This is a genomic window from Chryseobacterium sp. Leaf394, from assembly GCF_001424105.1.
GTDB lineage: Bacteria > Bacteroidota > Bacteroidia > Flavobacteriales > Weeksellaceae > Chryseobacterium.
In genome coordinates, this window is sequence record NZ_LMQH01000004.1 from 174,588 (window position 1) to 195,892 (window position 21,305).

Here is a 21,305-nt window from a genome sequence, read left to right on the forward strand (position 1 = left end):
ACGAGATACGGCACGTCTTCCAATCTTTCACATTGTCGTAAATTTATCTCAGTCTCAACCTTTGCCTAAACCTAAATTTATTATCTTTACGATAAATGAAACTGAATTAATGCCCGATTTTTTACATCCAGATAAAGACAATTACTCCAATGAAGAGCTGATGCAGGAAGAGCAAATCCGTCCGCAGAGCTTTAAGGATTTCGCCGGACAGCGAAAAACACTGGAGAATCTTGAAGTTTTCGTCAGCGCTGCCAAAAGACGTGGCGGTGCGCTCGATCATGTACTGCTGCACGGTCCGCCCGGCCTGGGAAAAACTACTTTAGCCAATATTATTGCCAATGAACTGGGAGTTGGCTGCAAAATCACATCAGGGCCTGTTTTGGATAAGCCCGGAAGTTTAGCTGGTTTATTGACGAATCTTGAAGAAAACGACGTGCTTTTCATCGATGAAATTCACAGGCTTTCTCCCGTTGTTGAAGAATATCTGTATTCTGCAATGGAAGATTATAAAATCGACATCATGCTGGAAACCGGCCCGAACGCGAGAAGTGTTCAGATTGGTTTAAATCCTTTCACTTTAGTTGGAGCTACGACGAGAAGCGGAATGCTGACAAAGCCCATGTTGGCAAGATTTGGAATTCAAAGCAGGCTGGAATATTACACGATTGAACTCCTGTCGATGATTATTATCAGAAGCGCAAGGGTTTTGGGTGTGAAAATTTATGAAGATGCTGCGATTGAGATTGCGAGAAGAAGCCGTGGAACACCAAGGATCGCCAATGCTCTGTTACGGAGAGTGCGTGATTTTGCTGAGATAAAGGGTGACGGTGAGATTGAAATTGAAATTACAAAATATGCTCTGAATTCTCTGAACGTTGACGAATTTGGTTTGGATGAAATGGACAATAAAATCATGCGCGTGATGATTGAAAACTTCAGAGGAAAACCTGTAGGAATTTCTGCTTTGGCAACTTCCATCGCCGAAAACCCTGAAACTTTGGAGGAAGTTTATGAACCTTTTTTGATTCAGGAAGGTTTTATCATCAGAACACCGAGAGGCAGAGAGGTTACGGATAAAGCGTATCGACATTTGAATATCGCTGTGCCGAGAAATCCAGGGGAACTTTTTTGAAGAAAAAAAATGATTCTTCATCTTTTACAGTTTACCGAAATTGCACCATAACTTAAAATAAATAACATAAAATAATAAACAAATATGAAACTATATCCAATCCAATGCGGAAAATTTAAGCTCGACGGCGGAGCGATGTTTGGGGTCGTCCCGAAGAGTCTGTGGGAAAAAACAAATCCGGCAGACGAAAGAAATCTAATTGAGCTCGGAACAAGATCTCTGCTTGTGGAAGACGGCAAAAAATTAATTTTAATTGATTGCGGTCTCGGAAATAAGCAGGATGATAAATTTTTCGGACACTACTCGCTTTGGGGTGATGATACTTTAGATAAAAATTTAAAAAAATACGGTTTTGTAAAAGAAGATATTACAGATGTTTTTCTTACCCACCTTCATTTTGATCACTGCGGTGGCGCGATTGAATGGAATGATGACAAATCAGGTTACAGACCGGCATTTAAAAACGCCCAGTTCTGGACCAATGAAAACCATTGGCAATGGGCAACTGAACCCAACCCGAGGGAAAAAGCAAGTTTTTTAAAAGAAAATATTCTTCCAATACAGAAAAGCGGACAGCTGAACTTTTTACCGCTCCCGACAACCGGAAATTATGGCTTTGCTCCGGATCTAAAGATGGATGTTATTTTTGTAGACGGTCATACGGAAAAGCAAATGCTTCCGGTGATTCAGTATCAGGAAAAAACAATTGTTTTTGCAGCTGATTTAATTCCAACTACAGGACATATTCCACAGGTGTATGTGATGGGGTATGACACAAGACCTTTATTAACTGTTGAAGAGAAAGCAAAGTTTTTAAAACAGTGTGTGGACAATGATTACTTACTGTTCTTTGAACATGATGCGCACCATGAACTGGCAAGTTTAAAAATGACTGAAAAGGGTGTCCGTCTGGATGAAACGTTCACTTTTAATGATGTTTTCGGATATTAATTTTAGTTATGGAAGGACTGAATTCAGAAAATCAGAAAAACGACCCCGATCCCTTATCCGCTCCCAAAATTATTGGTCTGACGGGAGGAATCGGTTCAGGAAAAACAACCGTTGCCAAATTCATTGAAGACTGCGGATTTCCGGTGTATTATTCGGATGACCGCGCGAAAGACATCGTGAATGACAATGAAGATTTAAAATTAAAAATTAAAGCACTCCTCGGTCAGCAAGCCTATGATGAAAAAGGACTTTACGACCGCAAATTTGTGTCAGAAATAGTTTTTAACGATAATGAACTGCTTCATGCACTGAATGAAATTATTCACCCCGCTGTGCGTATTGATTTTGAAGAATGGGTAAAAGAGCAGAAGAAGTATCTGATTTTTAAAGAAACCGCTCTTTTGTTTGAATTAAAATTAAACAGGCAATGTCACCGCTCAATTTTGGTTACTGCAGAAGACAATATCAGAATAAAAAGAGTGATGGACAGAGACGGAAAAACCTACCGTGAAGTACAGACCGTGATGGAAAAGCAAATGCCCGAAAAGGAAAAGATCAAGCTGGCAGACTGCATCATTTACAACAACACCAATCTTGACGATTTGAAAGATCAAACTGAAAAAGTCATCTTTGAAATTGAATAAACAAAAAATCCCGCTGAAAAATTTTCAGCGGGATTTTTTGTGAGTTATAGTCCAACCATTTTTACTTTTGATTGTAATTCTACACCCAATGTTGTCGAAGGCACGAAGCGTTATGCTGAGATGTTTACAACTGTCTTAATTAAACAGATCCTTTAGAACTGAGAATTATTTGCTAAAAATAACAGGCTCCCATTTCTGAGAGCCTGTTCTATTTTAAAATTTAATTTATTATTCTTTAATAAATTTCTTCTGAACAGTTTTGTCGCCATCAACCAGTTCAATCACGTAAAGTCCGTTAATTAATCTGGTAACGTCAATTTTGTTGTTCAGGATCAATCCGTCTGATACCAGCTGACCTGCTGCACTGTAAATTTTGTAATTAGCTTTTTTGCTAATGTTTTTCACGTTCAGTATTGTACTTACCGGGTTAGGGTAAATCATAATATCAGTCTGGTTAAGTGGATTAATTACAGCCTGCTTAACAATTCGTACAAGATAATCTTCAACCTCACCATTAGCAAAACTGGTACAGTTTACAGGAACACCGTCCTTCTGCATTGCTACTCTCATCATTACGTATTTGTAATCTGTAAGGCTTACGAAAGCATCATCAGGAACTGTAAATGCGGCGCTTGCATTATCTGCACTGTTCGGTCCGTTTGAAAGGATTTTCTCGTTTACATCGAAGTATCCGTTTCTGTTAAAGTCAATCCATACTGCCACTCCGGTATTGGTACCGGTAGATGAAGTTTTATTAACTCTGATTACGTTACCCTGACTTCCCTGAACTAAAACAATCTGCTTACCGTCTGTGTTGGTTTCATAATAATGATATCCCGGAGCACCACCTGTAGTCTCATTAACATAGGCCTGACCCTGATAAGGTGTAACAGTAACCTTGTTAATGTATTCACTTCCAGCGTTGCTTCCTCCCATCTGACAGTAGGTTACAGTAGGAGTTGTAAAGTAGTACAGCGGTGTAAAGTTACCTGGAGTACCAGTACATACGTTGGCTATCTGCATTTCGTATTTGGTAAGTTCAAGTAAACCGGTTATTAAGTGAGTATTGGTATTATTTACTGTAACCGTCGTCCAGCTCGGAATTCCCACTTTTCTGTATCTTAAAATATAGCTGTTGGTAGCTCCGGTTCCGGTGTAAGCATCCCAGGTAACTTCAGCACTTGTAGGATTCAGCTGTGTAATCGTTAATCCCGGAGGCGGAATTTCACAAACTCTCACTGTTGTAAACACTACCGGATTAGACCATGGGTTTGGAGTGGTTTCTCCCACACAGATATTGGCAATCTGAACCTCATAAGTTACATATGAACTTAAACCAGTTAAGATATAAGTATTTGTAGGAGGAGCTGGTAATATAACATCGATCCATGTATTAGAACCAACTACTCTATATCTAAGGATGTAAGTTGCACTTGGCACAATAGGGTTCCATGTAACAGTTGCAGAACCTGAAGTCACATTAGAAATCGTCACGTTTGGAGGTGTAGGATCACATCTTGTAGTGAATGTTCTGATTGCTCCCGGAGTTCCGGCGATACCATTACAAACTGCAGATATCTGAACTTCGTACGTTGTAGCAGGCGTTAAACCTGTTAACGTCAATGGAGGGTTATTTGTTATTGTTGAAGCATTTACATTAGTCCATGTGGTAGTACCAATTGGTCTGTACTGTACAATAAAGTTAAGGTTGTTATTAGCATTAACCCAGTTTACAATAGCAGAATTATGTGTAACTGTAGTAAATGTAGGTGGTGCCGGAGCAACATTATTACAAGGTCTCAGTTTTACATAATAGTCTTCAACTTCTCCATTTGCAGGGCTCGTGCACATCGTTGGCGCAGCACCTCGATTTAATACAACTCTCATAGTAGTATTAAATGGTCCTGTATAAACCCCTGTTGCCGGCACATTAAATGTTGCCGTCACCGGTGTTGTAGTATTTGATGGAGAGATCAATATTCTCTCATCATTGGCAAAAGTTCCGTCTCTGTTATAATCAATCCAGGCCGTCACTGCGTCAGCAAATGTAGAACCTGTCCAACCTTTGGCAACTGAAATTTGGTTATTGGTAGAACCAATTTCCAGATTGATTAAAGTTGCAGGAGTATTGTATAATGTATAACCATTCTGAGTTGAGGTATTACTCATCACAGCCTGGCCTGTAGGACTCACTGTAACGTTGGCAATATGATCAGTAGTTCCTCCCCCAATCATCGGACAGTAAGTAAGTGGTGGAGTAGTGAAAGGCCATGATGCTCCCCATGCTCCCCAAGTAGTTCCACACTTAGCCTGAACCTGTACCTGATAAGCGGTTTGCTCTGTAAGTCCGGTAATTGTATGCCAGCTCTGACCTGCAGGCAACTCCAGATATCCAAGTGTTGCAGGCAACCATGCACCGGCCGTTCCCTGTCTCCATCTGATTCTGTATGTGGCATTTGCTGTCGGCATCCATGATACATACTGCGTAGTTGCAGTAGCTGTTCCGAAGTTCACTGGTGTTGGTGCAACAGTACTGCACGGCTGAAGATCAATCAGTTTAACAGAGTAGTCTTCCACTTCTCCCCAGCTGAAAGTTCCACACGCAGTAGGCGTAGTGCTTTCTCTGATGATAACTCTCATTCTGAGATTAAGATTGCCTGCATAAGCACCTGCCGGAACAGCAAAACCTGTTGAAGTATTAACCGGCGTATTATTAGATGCTTGATTTAGAACTCTCTCGCTATCTTCAAAAACACCGTTTCTGTTCCAGTCAATCCAAACTACAGTAGCACAGCTGTAAACTGTTCCCGGCCATGATCTGGTTACAGATACTATATTATTTGCAGCTGTACCTCGGATAAGTGTTATCAGACGGGCAGGATCTGCCGTATAATCTGAGTAATATGGGCTTGCAGTAGCCATTGTAGAGGTGCTCACCATTGGTGGCATTCCTACTGGGGTTACCGTTACATTAGAAATAAACTCATCGGCAGAAGTTGCCCAGGCAGTACAATAGGTAACCGCAGGTGTGGTAAACGTTGTTGTAGCTGAAAATGCTCCTGTTGTCCCTCCACAGATAGTGGCAATCTCTACGTCATAAGCTGTAAGCTCATTTAGTGAAGGTATCATGTAACTGCTTGTAAGAGGAGTATTAAGTGGAACAGTAATCCAAGGACCGCTTGGAGACAATCTGTATCTCAAAATATAAGTTGCTCCTGTAGCCGGTACCCAGTTAACCATTGCTGTAGTAGGTGTTATCGGTCCTACAGTAATATTAGACGGTGGATTTGTTGTACAGGCAGGAAGCGGAAGAACATTCACATTATAATCATGAGTTTCTCCCCATGTTGCGGAAGCACAGGCGTCAACATTTGTTGTACTGTAGATTAAACGGACACGCATTCTGTGAACACCAGGAGGTGCATTGGCAGGAATAGCAATGTTTGCTGTGGCAAAAGCCGGGCTTTGTGCCATCGGTAGATCTGTCAGCAGTTTTTCTGATGCGTCAAAAACTCCGTTGTCATTAAAGTCTATCCAGATACTTACAACTTCTGATGTTGGTGAGCTGTAAGTGGTATTCATTTGTACAGGGTATGACTGAGCAGGTAAAATATTAACCGGTGTAAATGCAGATGTTCTGTCATAATATCCATTACCGTTACAGCCGGTATTGAGATCACTGATTACAGATCCTGCCACCCCTGTAATCACAACGCTGTTGAGATTGTCACCACTACTACACCCAGTACTGTATACTGGAGTACAGTATGTTAAGCATTGCAATGGTGTATTCTGAGCTACAGAAACTACATTGGAAGTTTGAGTGCTTCCTCCGTTAGTACATGTCACAACACAACGGTAATCTGTTGCTGCAGTTTGGTTTGTAACAGAATAAGACATTGTTGTAGCTCCCACAATGTTGGTAAATGTGTTGGCTCCAGCAGGTGATGCCTGCCACTGATAGGTAATACCTCCTGCAGAAGTAGCACCTGCAAGTGAGAGTGTGAACGGAGTATTCGCACAGGCTGAAGATACTGATGCAGATGCTACACCAGCTGTTACTGCACCTGAACATGGCGTTCCCGGAGTATAGCCTATCTGTAAAAACGGTCGTCTGTCATCTATCGTACTGATTGAATTGGTAGTTGATGACAGTGTAGTAATAGGAGCTAAAGTTGTATTACCACTACCATAAATACGATTCGGCACTGTACTCCACAACCAGTCAAAAGTTCCGGTAGATGGACTCCCCGAAACCTGGTTAATATCCCATTCTACAGAGATTTCCAGAGATCCACCAGTGTAGGTAAATGGTGAATTCAATGCAAATACAATATAATTGGGAACTTGCGTAGCAGGGATTGCCTGGTTTAAATTCTGATAAACCATCGTCGCACCTGTATTTAAGTTAGCCCAGGTTTCTGATGCAGCTGCAAAGGCAGTCGCAGTTGTATTTTTCATATAAATGCGGAAGATTCCCCCTCCTGTCGTGGTGGCATTATTGTTTTTTACCCACCCCAGATCATTGATAATAGTTCCAGCGGTAATACCGGCAGTGGCAAGCTCACTGGAAGTATACAGGTAAGTATACCTGCTGGCATCGTATGAACTGGCCGCACTTGAACGGTAGACCGGTCCTGCATTGTAAGCCGGTGTCCCTGCTGTTCCAGTGGTTATCTGAACCACCTGAGCAGAAGAAAACAGACTGATCAGCAGACCACAAATCAGTAATAATTTTTTCATATTTTAAAATATTTATATCCGAAAGGATAATAAGAATTACACATAGTTTTATTGATAAAATTGTTTGAACTGCTTAAAACAGGGAATCTGTATTAAACCTTTTTGTGTGTTGAAATGAGTAAAATGTAAAGAATTTCTTCATAGGCTATAAAATTTTATATTAAATACAAATCTAATCATTTTTAATCATTATCATAAAGTTTAAATATAATTTTTTACGAAAATTTTATTAAAACCAATAAATGACGCCTGATTAGAAAATTATATATTTATTAATATACGAATATATAAGTAAATCAGATGCTTTAATCAGAATATTTCAAAACAAAAAACCCCAGAAAATTCTGAGGTTTTAAAAGATTTTTAGAAAAATCTATTTTTTAATAAACTTAACCGTCTCTGTAAGATCTTTATCTTTAATTGTAATCAAATATGTACCTTTCACCAATTCGGCTACTCTTACCTGATTATCATTAATCGTTCCAGATTTCACCAATTGCCCAACTGCACTGTGAATTTCAAATTTAGCATTACCTGAAACTTTTGTAATATTTAAAACATCAGTAGCAGGGTTCGGATAAATCTGAATACTGTTTTTAACCAGAGAAGTTTCGCTGGTACTTAAAGATGGAATTAATAAATTATAATCCTCTACTTCACCATAGCCAAAGGTACCGCAGCCCGCAAAGGTACCGCCTAACGATAATCCAGCATTTGCAGATCCAGCGTAATACAGGATAACTCTCATTCTAAGTGGAACACCTATTACAGCAGATGCAGGAACTGTAAATGATCCAGTAATAGGCGCAGTAGGAACTGCGGTTGGATAATTTAACACTCTTTCCGTACTTTCAAAAACACCGTTTGCATTAAAGTCAACAAAGACTGCTGAGGTATCCCAATCCGGAGTTCCGACAGTGATCGACAATCCGTAGGTATTTCCTGCTGCTACTGTTGTCTGAAGCGCAGTGTTGGTTGTATAATTTGTGTAATTTGAAGGTCCTGACGTATTATTCAACAAAGCCGTGCCATTGTATGACAATGTAACATTTGAAATATATTCGTACTGCGTAGCGTTAGTTGCTGTGATAGTACAGTACGAAAGTGTAGCTGTGGTAAAGTTTGTACTTGTAGAAAATGGACCCTGTGTTCCACAAACTGCAGCGACCTGGACTTCATAGGCAGTATTGTCAGAAAGACCTGAAATATTAACCGTGCTTGTTGTAGAAGTTGTTTGTTGCCACGTAGTTAATGAAGTTTTCTTATACCGAATAACGTACGAAGTGGCACCAGACACTGCAGGCCAGCTTACGGTAGCACCTGAGGGACCTATATTTGACACTACAACACCTGTAATTGCTGTACCACAAGCAACCTGTGCTGCAACCGTCATTTTCTTTAAAGCGTAAAATACATTTCCTATTGAAGAAATTCTCAGTGCAACAGTTTGTCCATTTAATGTTGCAGGCAAAGCAGCGATGGATTCTGTTCCGTCATTAGATGTTGATGCCAAAATAACTGTCCATGTAACACCATTATCTGTAGAATAATCAATCTTTACATTTGGAGAGTTGTACGCTCCAGCTCCTGTGTTGGCAACGTCCCATGTAATTATGTTGGCAGCATTGCTGAATAAAAATCCACCGGTAGTTAATTTAAAAGGTCCGTCAGCTCCTACATTGATGGTTTGTATTGCAGACTGTGTCTGCTGCTGCGTAGGTATTGGATGATTATCTCTTACTGTTATCGCAAAATTTGATTCTCTCGCAACATTAGAAACAGACTCCCATCCGCTGTTTGAATTATTCAGAACACCGTTTAATACCGAAGAAAGTTTTGGAAAGTAACGTGTAGGACTTGTAACAGGAGCAAACGATCTGAAAGAAGCACCGAATGTTGTTGTTCCTAAATTGCTTGCCGTAATCGGATCATCATTTACATTCGCAAAAACATCTGCTGCATCAAACTGCTCCCACGTGTAGGTAAGTGGGTCATTTTCCGCGTCTGTTACCGGTGCCGTCAGTACATAAGCAGTTCCTTTTGGAATAGTGTAAGTAGGCAATGTACCAATGACTGGTGCATTATTGGCAATTGTAGTTTCTACATCACACGTTTTAGCGATAAGATTGTTTTGAATCTGCACAATACTTGCTACATGAAAGTAAGGATCAGAGTTCATCTGAACATCCGTATTCGGGCCACCGGTAATACCCGCATATCCCATAATAGTAGACCCTGAACCCGGCTCCATATTTACTCCTGCACCTTCAAGAACGTGTGAGTAGGTATGATTTCCTCCCAACTGATGCCCCATTTCGTGAGCAACAAAATCAATATCAAAAGTATCTCCTACCGGACTTGTACTTTGAGTAAAAGCAGAACCTTTTCTCAGAGGAGCCGCTGTCGTCGGAGCTATACAGACACAACCAATACATCCTGCATTACCGTTGTTTCCGGCAGCATTAAAAACGTGTCCGATATCATAATTTGCGTTTCCGACACTAGCAGTCAAAGTCTGTTGCAACTGTAAATTCAAATTTCCGGTATACGGATCAGTTGCAGCATTTGTATATATAATTCCAGGATAATTCTGAATATTTAAATGCAATGCAAGATCTTTTTCGAAAACGAAGTTTACCCTCGTCATTGTAGCATTAATTGCCGCCAGTGCACTTGCAACAGTACCACCATGAAAGGCAGTATATTCTCCTGTAGCAGAGATTGCAAGCCTCATTGTTCTGTATTTCTTATCCGACATCTTGGAAAAATCACCAGGCTGATGAGAGAAAGACTGACCAGGCAGCTTCAATTTTTCAAGTTGTTCAACAGCTACAGGGCTTTCTGATGTGCTACACTGGAACACCTTATCTGAGCCACCAGATTTAGGATGAACCAAGTAAACAGTCTTTGCTGTATCCTGTGGATCAATAAATTCATAACTGCCATTGTGGCTTATCATCGACTGGAAATCATTGGGAGAAAGAGAGAATCTCACCAATTTGGTTGGGTCATCCAAACCTACACCAGAGTAAGATCCCAACTGATATTGGTCTGCGAGCTCCTTCACCATTACAGGAAAACTGTAAACAGCAAATCTTTCCATCTTTCCGTGCAACGTGGGGATTAAAATTTCAACAGGCTTGGCATTTGGGCCAGACTCCTGTGCGTTTTTTAATTTTGATCTTAATAAGTTCAGATCCAGTTTGTAGTACTCACCTATTGTTGCAGCTCCTATAGTAGACGTTCTTTTGCCACTCGCTGACGCTGCAGAAGCCTTCGTCCATTGCGCAGAAGCTGTAACTCCCAACACGCTACAAAACAAAACAGTAATCAATTTTTTCATATAATGAACTATTTTTGAATTATTTGTAAATTTTTGAATCTCAAATGTAAGCATTATCTTACAATTGATAATACGATTTATTTGATTTAACATAATAATTAGATTATAAGTATCAATAATATAAAAAAAACCTCCGAAGTTCGGAGGTTAATAAATATAATAAATTAAAATGTATTATTATTTTTTGATAAATTTCATTGTTTCTGAAATTCCTTTGTCTTTCACAGTAATAATGTAAGTTCCTTTTACCAATTCGGCTACTCTAACCTGGTTGTTGCTGATATTACCAGCTCTAACCAACTGACCTGCTGCATTGTGAATTTCATACTTAGCTTTATCTGAAACTTTTGTTACATTTAAAACATCTGTAGCAGGATTAGGATAAATCTCAAATTTTTCCAGCTTAACTTCACCTGTAGATAAAACTACTACATTGACAGCTCTTGTTTGAATATCCTGATATTGAGTACCTTGAAAAACTGTATTTCCTAAAGCATCTTTCAGATTATAAAACCCTCCAGTATCATAAATACCATCACCGTATTCATCTTCGATTGTAAATGTATAACAACCAGGAGCTAGAGTCCAGTTTTGGGTAATGACAGCCGGCAGCGGACTTGTTGCAGGAGTGTCCGTGTAGGGACCACCACTTTGAAGCGTTGTACCACCACTATTTTTTAAATTCCATGTGATTTCAGAACCATAACGATCTCTCTGTAAAGTAAATGTAAAGACACCCTGTCCAGCAGTAACAGGCCCCACACCTACATAGTAAGAGGTGAATGAATTGTTAGATGCTCTCTGATCCGCAGATCCGTTAACCGTAGTTACTGTAACAACCATATCGCCTGTAGGCATAGTTGCAGGAACTACTAAATCTACTAATGCATATCTGTTAGGAGCAAGATTGCCAGTCCAGTTTTGAGACACAATATTGGTTCCTACGCCAAAAGTGATTACAGCAGAAGTCATATTTGCAGTCCCTCTGTTATAAAGAGAAATTTTTACGTTGCGCGTGGCAGTTGCAGTACAGGCTGAACTAAAACCTAAACACTGAGTCTCCAATTTCACTTCACCGTCATTAGCAAATAATGGAATTGCAATATCTTTTGTAGAAGTTTTAAGGGAAGTTCTGCGTGGCGAATTATTCATTACTGTAATCATTCTCGCGGTTTGATCCACCGTGAAAATATTCATACAGAGATCGTAAGTATAGTTCATATAATTTCTCACCATATCTAACCCCGGTTGTGTAGGACATGAGTCCTGATTTGGGTTACAGATATAATGAGCGTTTCCTGCATTGGAAGAGAATGGTGTATCATTACAGTAATCTGTTGCACATGGACCATCACCCCATAAATGTCTCAATCCTAAAAAGTGACCCACCTCGTGTGTCATTGTACGGCCTAAATCAACGTCATCTGCCAATGAGAATGTTCCATCGTCATAATCAGCACTACCAAAACACCAGTAACCTGCCACTACTCCATCGGTTGTAGCCAAACCACCATTTACGTCCAAACCTGTTAAGGTTGAATTTGATGGAAATTGTGCATATCCCAAAAGACCTGTATCAGAAAAGTTTACACTCCACATATTCATATATTGTGTCGGATCCCAGATTGTTTTCGGTTTCACGTATGAATTCACGCTTGCCATTGTCCATGCAGAATAGCAAAGATTCACACGGTCAATACCATTAGTAGGATTTCCGTTTGGATCAACTTTTGCCAGAGCGAACTGAATTTTTGTATCAGCACCTACCGCCACATTGTTAAATCCACGGGTACCAGTCATTCTTCTGAAGTCTTCATTCATTACGGTAATTTGTGAAGTTACCTGACCGTCAGGAATGTTTGGAGCTGTACCATAAGCCTGACCGGAATGGATTACGTGCACTACTACCGGAATAGTGATGATATCCCCATTTTGCGATTTTGCAGCAGAATTTTTGATCAATGGAGCCAGCCATGCTTCAAATTCGGCATCAGACATTCTCCCAGGATACTTAGTCTGTAAGTATTTTTCGTATTCAGTTGAAGAACAACGTATAAGACCATTCATATCTCTCAGCTGATCTACAGTATACACCTTTCCAAACTCAAGTTTACTATTTTCATCAACTCTCTGCCCGTACATTGTGGCAAAAATGATAAATGAGAATAGAAAAACTACTTTTGAAATTGTAGAATTATTCATCATAACAAATATTATTTTACTTTCGCAAATATAATTTAATTTCTATTTAGATTAAAATTTTTAATACTTAATTTAAAAAAAATAAGAAAACCATCCTATATTTACAATAATTTTCACAAAATAAAATAATATGAAGAATTACGTTATTTTCGCTTCTGCCTTATTTCTAGCAGTTAGTTGCAATACAAACAAAGAAGTCGTAAACAAAACGAATAATGATCAAACTGTGGTAGATAAAGCCTTAATTCAAAGTATATCTCTCTCCGAAAGCACAAGAGGAACACAACGTGTTTTCAAGGTTACTCCCGGTAAAATAGAGACTACCAAGAATGGTGTTGTAACAGGCAGCATTTTATCTGATTCTGAATGGAAAACTTTATCCGGGCAAACCGTTAAGTTAAATCTCGCTGAAATAAGCACTTATCCTTCACCAACAACAAAAAGATACAGTGACGCTGCATTAGCTTCTGTAATCACAATTGAAAAAGACGGTAAAACATACAGCTCATCAGAATTTGATTCGGGAAATCCTCCGCAACAGCTGAGAGATCTGTATATGAGCATTCAAAATGCTGCAGGAACGAAAAAGGGCGGAAATTGATTCCACCCTTTTTTATTTAAAATTTATAAGCCAAACTCCAGGAGAATCCCATATTGAATTTGCCGGAGCTTCTTCCAAAACCCGGAACAATCATCGGTTCTACTTCGTCCTGTTTTGATGTGGCAATAAGATACCTCGGCTGCGCCTGTACGTCAATGAAGAAATTGGTTTCAAAGAGCTGTACTCTTCCACCAAGAACACCTTCCAGCCAGAATGAAGACTGTGAAGAGGCAGGCATTGAAACACTCGACGAGCTTCCTCCAAAACCTCTCACCGGAATTGCCTTATATTCCTGACTGTAAAAAGATCCTGCCACCTTTCCGCCGCCGTAAAAACCGTTGAAAGGGTTTTCTTTGTCGGTAGCCAACATGTAGAATGCACCAATTTTCGCAAACGGTCCGTTTGCTGTTGCATCATAACCGTTTTTCTGATATACATTTTTCTCAAAACCAGCTTCTATAATGGCGTGGGTATTTCCCTTCACTCGTGATGAAATAAAACCCTGAAAAAGCTGACGGTCTGAGAAGAAAGAAACTGTAGTATTCAATACGTCAATACCGACCATAAAGTTGGGTTCGTATTTCCATTTTTCTTTAGCCTCTTCTTCTTTTTTTTCCTGTGCAGAAATCTGCAGAGTCATCAGACTAAAAAGTAAGGAAAAGATTAGTCTTGTCTTCATTTTCGATAAAGTTTTGTCCGTTTTCTGCTGAAGTTACCACACCAGGTGTTACCAATTGTGAATTTACATTCTGATAGGTCTTTTTTATACCGCAACCCGGCGACACATAAGATGAAGTAGTGGTATAATTAACACGCACTTTTGATTCGGGATTGTTTCTTCTGGTTTTAAAATACAGATCTGTGTACTCAAAATCGTCTACTCTTAAAGGAATCAGAAGCGAATCTGCATTCGTTGTTTTTCCGAAGTTTACAATCCGTGTACCGTAATCAACTCTTAAATAAAGAGAATCAACAGTTCTCAGCTGCCCTCCTGCATTTCTGAATTTTACTTTCATTCTGGGTGTTCCTTCACCGCTTTCGCAGATATCGTCATCGCCGCCGCAACTTACCACGGTTCCGAGACAAAAAATAAGGAATGTATATTTTAAAAACTGCTTCATTTTATTTTGGGTCTAAAGCTTTTTCTATTCTGAAAACAAGATCTTCATAATGGTATTTATTCACAGTATTGTTATCTGTTTTTGCTGCCAGCTCTTTTTTAATTGAATTTAAATTTCCTCTAGCAATTGCTGAAACATCAGTTTTATCAAAAGATTTCGAATCTGCCAGTTTAATCTGCTGATCCACGTAGCTTCTCTGAAGATTTCTCACATAAACATCAGGATTATCTTTTCTGATAATGGATGTATTTAAATCTGAAAACAACTCGATTAAAGTATACGTTCTAGGATCAACAGTTTCCATCTGAGCCATTTTCTGTAAAACCATCGGGCTCAAAATTCTGGAAAGCACTCCGTTTTGTACATCCGAAACTGTTCCCGCAGGTGTTTTTCCTGTTTTCTCGAAAATTTCTTTTTTAATCAGCCAATTTGGCGTCGTAAAAATGTTTTCATCTAAAAATTTCATCGCCTCTTTCTGATCTTTTTTTGAAACCGGCTCGTAAACTACACCAGACTGCTCCACATTTTTAGGCGTTTCCATTTCACCGCCGATGTATTTTGAAACATGACCGGAATACCTTTTAAACTGAGTCACCACCTGATCATACATCATTCCGAGGTTATCGTAATCTTCGTTTGGCTTTTCAGTCCATTTTTCGAGATTGTCTACGATTCTTTTCAGATTTTTAATTCCGTATGTGCTTGCAATCATGGCGTTGTCACCTACCTGCTCGCTTTGAGATCTCGGGTCAAAAGGATTGGTTTCAGTTCCGAACCAAAGTCTTTCGTTTTTGAGGTTTTTGATGACCCATTTATTTAAAAATTCCTTTTCAGCTTCAGGAGTTTTGTATTCATTAAATCTTCTGTAGCCCCACTCAATCGCCCAGTCGTCATAGTCACCAATTCTTGGCATGATACCGGCATCGCTGATGTTATCTTCCGGCTGTGCAACATAATTAAATCTTGCATAATCCATAATCGACGGAGTGTGACCGTTTTTTTCAACCCACTTTTTATCTCTCAATTTCTCGACAGGAACAGTTGAGCTTGAACCATAATTATGTCTTAAACCTAAAGTATGACCCACTTCATGAGAAGAGACGAATCGTATTAATTCTCCCATCAGTTTATCATCGAAATCCACCATTCTCGCTCTCGGATCGTTCGGAGAAGCCTGTACGAAGTACCAGTTTCTCAGCAACAACATTACGTTGTGATACCAGTTGATATGACTTTCCAGAATTTCACCGGTTCTCGGATCTGAAATTGATGGACCTGAAGCGTTCGGCACGTCTGAAGGTTTGTAAACAATCGCAGAAAATCTCGCGTCTTCAAGGCTCCAGTCTGGATTGGTTTTTAAGTCAGGAACTTTTGCGATGATGGCATTTTTGAAACCTGCTTTTTCAAAAGCTTTCTGCCAGTCGTTTACGCCCTGCATTAAATAAGGAACCCACTTTTTCGGGGTTGCGGGATCGATGTAAAATACAATTGGTTTTGCAGGCTCTACCAGTTCACCTTTTTTATATTTTTCCAAATCCTGAGGCTTAGGCTCAAGTCTCCATCTTTTAACTAAAGAAACTTTCTTGACACCTTGGGGATCCAAATCGAAATCTGTGTATCCAACAGCAAAATATCCAACTCTCGGGTCGAAATATCTTGCCTGCATTTTGTTTTCAGGAAGGAGAACGAAAGAAGAATTCACTTCCACTGTATAATTTCCGCTGATTTTGGGTGCATCCTTTGCCAGTTCCGGCGGTAATTTACCTAAAGTTCTTGCGAAAGTTTTAGTGGTATTGATCTCAATATTTGTGGGATATGATTTTACGAAGTTCACGAAAGACATATCTTTCTGAAAAGCTCCAACACGAAAAGCGTCTTTTGCCCAAACGGAGAATGAAGTAAGCTCTGTATCTGCGTTCAAAACATCCGTAACTTCAATTACTGTTGTTTTTCTATTAACTCCGTACGTTTTAACATCAAAAGATTTGATGATGCTCTGCACATTATTTCTTGTTACAGAATTGTACATGTCTGAAGTAGAATCTTTCGCATAATCTACGAAGGAAATCGATCTTAAAAGAATTTTGTCTTTCGGACCTTTTTCGAAAGCTACAACCTGTTGACCAATCTGGTCGCCGGCATAACCTGACATTCCGGAACGCATTCCTGCAGCGGCTTTGGTTAATCTTGTCACGAGAAGAAATTCTTTTTTCAGTACAGAATCCGGAATTTCGAAGTAATATTTATCGTCAACTTTATGAACTGTGAAAACGCCGTCGTCTGAAACCGCTTTATCTGTAATGATTTCTTTGTAAGGCTTTATCGGAGATTTCTTTTTTTCATCTTCCTTTTTTGCACCAGCAGCAGCTGGTTCTTTTTTTGTAGCTGCAGAATCTTTTTCCTGAGCAAATAAAGTCTGCGTTGACAACATCATTGCAGCGGCAGCCATTGCTAAGCTTATGTTTTTCACGTTTTTCATTCAGTTCTTAAAATTATAATTTCAAAATTAAGCAATTATTTCTTGATAAGCAGAGCAATATTCTCCACGTGGTGGGTCTGCGGGAACATATCGACAGGGAGAATCTTTACCACATCATACTGTTCTTTCATCAAAGCCAAATCTCTTGCCTGAGTAGCTGAATTACAACTCACGTATACCACTTTTTGAGGAGCTAATTTTAAAATCTGCTCTACCACTTTCTGATGCATACCGTCTCTTGGCGGATCGGTAATTAAGACATCTGCCGGTGGATGATTTTCTAAAAACTCGTCGTTGAACACATTTTTCATGTCTCCACAGTAGAATGTTGTGTTGGTTAGACCGTTCAGTTCAGCGTGTTCGATGGCTGCATCGATAGCTTCCTGTACAGATTCAATTCCTATAACGTGTTTTGCATTTCTGGCAACATACTGCGCGATGGTTCCCGTTCCGGTGTATAAATCGTAAACGACTTCATCGCCTTTCAGATCAGCAAATTCAAGTGTTTTTCTATATAATTCTAACGCTTGCTTATAATTCGTCTGGAAGAATGATTTAGGTCCTATTTTAAATTTCAGTCCATCCATTTCTTCCATTAAAAATCCTTCGCCGAAATAGGTTTTCACATCTAAATCATAAATGGAATCGTTTTGTTTTGGATTGATGGCATACACCAAAGTTTTAATCTGCGGAAACTGCTCCAGAAGAAAATCAAATAGCTCGATGCGGTTTTCTTTTTCTTCTCTGTGAAGTTGGAATAAGACCATCCATTCACCCTTCGAATTCTGTCTCATCATCAAAGTTCTCAGGAAACCTTTCTGAATTTTAACATCAAAAAAGTGTAATCCTTTATTCTCTGCAAATTTCTTAACAGCAAGACGGATTGCATTGGACGGATCCTCTTGAAGCCAGCATTCCTTTAAATCTAAAATCTTGCTCCACATCCCCGGAATATGAAATCCTAAAGCATCTCTGCTTCCGAAATTTTCCTCTGAACTGATTTCATACTGAGTAAGCCATCTTGCGTTGGAGAAAGAAAACTCCATTTTATTTCTGTAGAAATACTGTTCTTCAGCGCCCAAAATAGGAACGGTTTCAAAATTTTCAATACCGCCGATTCTTTTAATATTGTTGTAAACCTCTTCCTGTTTAATTTCAAGCTGTTTTTCATAGCTCATATTCTGCCATTTGCATCCGCCACAAACACCAAAGTGAATGCATTTCGGCTCCACTCTGAAGGGAGATTTCTCAACAAGTTCTTTTACTTCAGCCTCGTAATATTTTGACTTCGACTTTTTAACTCTTGCGTTTACCACATCACCGGGAATCGCTCCGGATACCAAAACGGTTTTTCCTTCTTCAGTTTTTCCGATGGCTACACCTTTTGCGCCGGCGGCAAATAATTTTATATTTTCAAGAATGACGTCTTTCTTCTTTCTCATAACAATTTCTATCGCTACGGATTTAACTTTCTATTTTTATATCCGTAAAATTTCTATTTTTTTCTAATAAACTTTCAGAAACTTTTCAGTTTCAGTCTGCAAAAGTACAAATAAAAAAAACCTTATCCGAAGACAAGGTTTTGATCTATTTTGATATATATATTATTTTGTCTGAGCAGGTTGCTGTTGTTGTTGCTGTTGTGCTGCCATTTCCTGCATCTGCTGCATTTGCTCTGGCGTCAACATTTGCTGTTGCTGAGGATTTGGTGCTGCCATTGGAGCAGATAATCCTGTCTGCTTGTCAAGAATTGTAACCAATTCCTGCTCGCCTAAATTCATGTAAGGTCTGCTTGCCACTTTTCCTGCTTTGTCGAGTACGATATAACAAGGTAATTTGAAACCGTAGATTCCGAATTTTTTAGCGGCGTCAGAGTTTAAACCTCCTTCTCCATAAACGTTTGTTCCCTGTACTCCACTGAACATCGCTTTGCTAGTTTTTGTGAACTGATCTTTTGTATCATCAAGATTTACGAATACAAAATTCATTTTAGCCTTATAGAAATTCACCACTTCTTTCACTACAGGTACTGTGCCTTCTGAAATATAGGGATTCCATGAAGCGTAGAACATTACCACTGTTGGCTTACCTCCATTATCAGAAAGTTTGAAAGTGCTACCGTCCTGTTTAGTTAATTTCACATCAGGAGCCGCTTCACCGATTTTAACACCATTGATGGCAAACTGCATTTTTTTAAGATCTTCTTTCACTGTAGAATCTTTAATATCTTTTTCGATAATTTCTAAGATTTTCGCTGAGGCTTTCGCAGGTGTACCCAAATGCATATCGCGCTGGGCAATTACGAATGCCAAAAGATAATCTTTGGTAGTTTGAGAAAGGTCTTTTTTAGTTTTAAGGAAATCATTGAAAAGTTCTGATGTAGAAATATCTGTTTTTCCTTTAGCTTTAGCTTCAGCAAATTTCTCAAAATCCATGCTGACTTTCTGTAAAAGATACTGTCTGAAAAACGGGCTTGAAGCTACCATTTTTTCTTTGTCTTCCTGAAGTTTGTTTTCGTAATCTGTAAACGCTTTAGAAACTTTGAAAGAAGGATTTCCTGCATTCTGTTGCTTCTTAGACATTTCGTAACCAGCCATTACATTAAGAATCGCAGTGTTTACATCATTCTTTTTCCATTCAATAACCTCTTTTCCGGGATTGAATTTCTTTACGTTTTCTTCAATGTTTTTATTTAAATCTGCTGAAATTTTTTGAATTCCTTTAAGGAATGCATCTTCAGTTCCGCTGCTTAATGTCTGAATATCGATCGTCTGACCGTAAGTCATTAAGAATTTCTGACAAGCCTGATAAAATTCGTTATCTGCTTTACCATCTCCGGTTACTGTAAATTCGTTTGGAAATGTAGCAGAATTCCCTGAAATATTAATGTTCTGACCACCTTTCAAGAAAATTAGGTTAGATTTCCCTGCATAATTCATCAGGTACATTCCGTCTTTAGGAGCTTCAAAAGTTCCTGTAAAATTTCCGTCTTTGTCTAAACCGATATTGGTTAACGGTAAAGTAGCCACACCGGAAGCCTCCACAAACTCGATTCTTTCAAGCGGTGAACTTCCAGCGATCTTTCCTTTGATCTCAACTTTTTTTGAACAAGACATTACAAATATTGCAATGACAAATAACAAAAGATATTTCTTCATTTTTGATTTTAAATAATTAGGCAAAAATAAGTTTTTCAAATCAACTATAAACACTGTTTAAACTTATTTTATGAAAGATTTAACTAAAAAATCGTCCTCACAATAGAAGACGATTTTATAAAATTTATTTTAAAACAGATTATCCTCTGTCTGCATAAGCAGCCATGTACTCTCTGTTCATTCTTGCGATATTTTCAAGAGAAATTCCTTTAGGACACTCTACTTCACATGCTCCTGTATTTGAACAGTTTCCGAATCCTTCTTCATCCATAGCTTTCACCATATTCAGAACTCTACGTTTCGCTTCTACTCTACCTTGAGGTAAAAGAGCGTACTGAGAAACTTTAGCTCCCACGAACAACATTGCTGAACCGTTCTTACAGGAAGCTACACAAGCTCCACAACCGATACATGCTGCTGCATCCATTGCTTTGTCTGCATCTTCTTTAGGAACAGGAATTGCGTTGGCATCCAAAGTATTTCCTGAAGTGTTTACCGAGATAAATCCACCTGCAGCCATTACTCTGTCAAATGCGCTTCTGTCTACCATCAAATCTTTGATTACAGGGAACGCAGCACTTCTCCAGGGTTCGATCACGATGGTTTCACCGTCTTTGAACATTCTCATGTGAAGCTGACACGTTGTGATTCCTGTATCAGGACCGTGAGCTCTACCGTTGATGTAAAGAGAACACATTCCGCAGATTCCTTCACGACAGTCGTGATCGAAAGCGATAGGTTCTTTTCCTTCGTTGATAAGGTTTTCGTTCAGAATGTCGAGCATCTCCAGGAAAGAAGAATCTGTAGAAACATCTGATATTTTATAGGTCTCAAACTGACCTTTAGTTTTCGTATTTTTCTGTCTCCAAATTTTCAGCGTAAGATGAAGGCCTTTTTTTGCACTCATAATTATTTATTTATAGATTGGAGA

Annotated in this window: 13 protein-coding genes; 4 read left to right on the forward strand and 9 right to left on the reverse strand. The window is 39.1% G+C overall.

From position 1 onward, the window contains the following. Positions 1-109: 109 nt before the first annotated feature. The 3 genes from ruvB (at position 110) to coaE (ending at position 2,727) form a co-directional block, all read left to right on the forward strand. A complete protein-coding gene (gene ruvB / locus ASG21_RS01530) occupies positions 110-1,132 on the forward strand; it encodes a Holliday junction branch migration DNA helicase RuvB (protein ID WP_056074876.1) in 1,023 nt (340 codons plus the stop codon). A gap of 84 nt (positions 1,133-1,216) precedes the next feature. Beyond that, the gene (locus tag ASG21_RS01535; protein ID WP_056074878.1) at positions 1,217-2,083 is read left to right on the forward strand and encodes an MBL fold metallo-hydrolase; all 867 of its coding nucleotides are present in this window, start codon (positions 1,217-1,219) and stop codon (positions 2,081-2,083) included. 8 nt (positions 2,084-2,091) lie between these two features. Then, positions 2,092-2,727, forward strand: a complete 636-nt coding sequence (coaE, locus tag ASG21_RS01540; RefSeq protein ID WP_056074880.1) for a dephospho-CoA kinase — start codon at positions 2,092-2,094, stop codon at positions 2,725-2,727. A gap of 228 nt (positions 2,728-2,955) precedes the next feature. Here the strand turns inward: coaE and ASG21_RS01545 are convergent, their stop codons facing one another. The 3 genes from ASG21_RS01545 to ASG21_RS20515 all read right to left on the reverse strand — a co-directional run bounded on the left by ASG21_RS01545 (position 2,956) and on the right by ASG21_RS20515 (position 13,018). Next, positions 2,956-7,470, reverse strand: a complete 4,515-nt coding sequence (locus ASG21_RS01545; RefSeq protein WP_056074882.1) for a GEVED domain-containing protein — start codon at positions 7,468-7,470, stop codon at positions 2,956-2,958. Between the two features lie 373 nt (positions 7,471-7,843). Continuing rightward, the gene (locus ASG21_RS01550; protein ID WP_056074884.1) at positions 7,844-10,813 is read right to left on the reverse strand and encodes a reprolysin-like metallopeptidase; all 2,970 of its coding nucleotides are present in this window, start codon (positions 10,811-10,813) and stop codon (positions 7,844-7,846) included. Between the two features lie 177 nt (positions 10,814-10,990). Then, positions 10,991-13,018 carry a M43 family zinc metalloprotease gene (locus tag ASG21_RS20515; protein WP_082482329.1) on the reverse strand — a complete coding sequence of 676 codons (2,028 nt, stop codon included), beginning with the start codon at positions 13,016-13,018 and terminating at the stop codon, positions 10,991-10,993. 127 nt (positions 13,019-13,145) lie between these two features. Between ASG21_RS20515 and ASG21_RS01560 the strand changes: the two genes are divergently transcribed. Then, positions 13,146-13,616 (forward strand): hypothetical protein, encoded by a 471-nt coding sequence (locus ASG21_RS01560; protein WP_056074888.1) that lies wholly within the window; start codon positions 13,146-13,148, stop codon positions 13,614-13,616. A 16-nt stretch (positions 13,617-13,632) separates the two neighbouring features. Here ASG21_RS01560 and ASG21_RS01565 read toward each other — a convergent pair whose 3' ends face one another. From ASG21_RS01565 to ASG21_RS01590, 6 genes are all read right to left on the reverse strand, one after another. After that, positions 13,633-14,295, reverse strand: a complete 663-nt coding sequence (locus ASG21_RS01565; protein ID WP_056074890.1) for a DUF6048 family protein — start codon at positions 14,293-14,295, stop codon at positions 13,633-13,635. Continuing rightward, positions 14,261-14,737, reverse strand: coding sequence for a DUF6452 family protein (locus ASG21_RS01570; RefSeq protein WP_056074892.1), 477 nt, complete (start codon positions 14,735-14,737; stop codon positions 14,261-14,263). Before ASG21_RS01570 ends, ASG21_RS01565 begins: the two co-directional genes overlap by 35 nt. Before the next feature lies 1 nt (position 14,738). Next, on the reverse strand, positions 14,739-17,207 hold the full coding sequence (locus tag ASG21_RS01575) for a zinc-dependent metalloprotease (RefSeq protein ID WP_241773429.1): 2,469 nt from the start codon (positions 17,205-17,207) through the stop codon (positions 14,739-14,741). A 44-nt stretch (positions 17,208-17,251) separates the two neighbouring features. Continuing rightward, positions 17,252-18,658 (reverse strand): 23S rRNA (uracil(1939)-C(5))-methyltransferase RlmD, encoded by a 1,407-nt coding sequence (gene rlmD, locus ASG21_RS01580; protein ID WP_056074896.1) that lies wholly within the window; start codon positions 18,656-18,658, stop codon positions 17,252-17,254. A 162-nt stretch (positions 18,659-18,820) separates the two neighbouring features. After that, positions 18,821-20,374 carry a redoxin domain-containing protein gene (locus tag ASG21_RS01585; RefSeq protein WP_056074898.1) on the reverse strand — a complete coding sequence of 518 codons (1,554 nt, stop codon included), beginning with the start codon at positions 20,372-20,374 and terminating at the stop codon, positions 18,821-18,823. Positions 20,375-20,513: 139 nt separating this feature from the next. Further along, a complete protein-coding gene (locus ASG21_RS01590) occupies positions 20,514-21,281 on the reverse strand; it encodes a succinate dehydrogenase/fumarate reductase iron-sulfur subunit (protein ID WP_056074900.1) in 768 nt (255 codons plus the stop codon). Between the last annotated feature and the right edge of the window lie 24 nt (positions 21,282-21,305).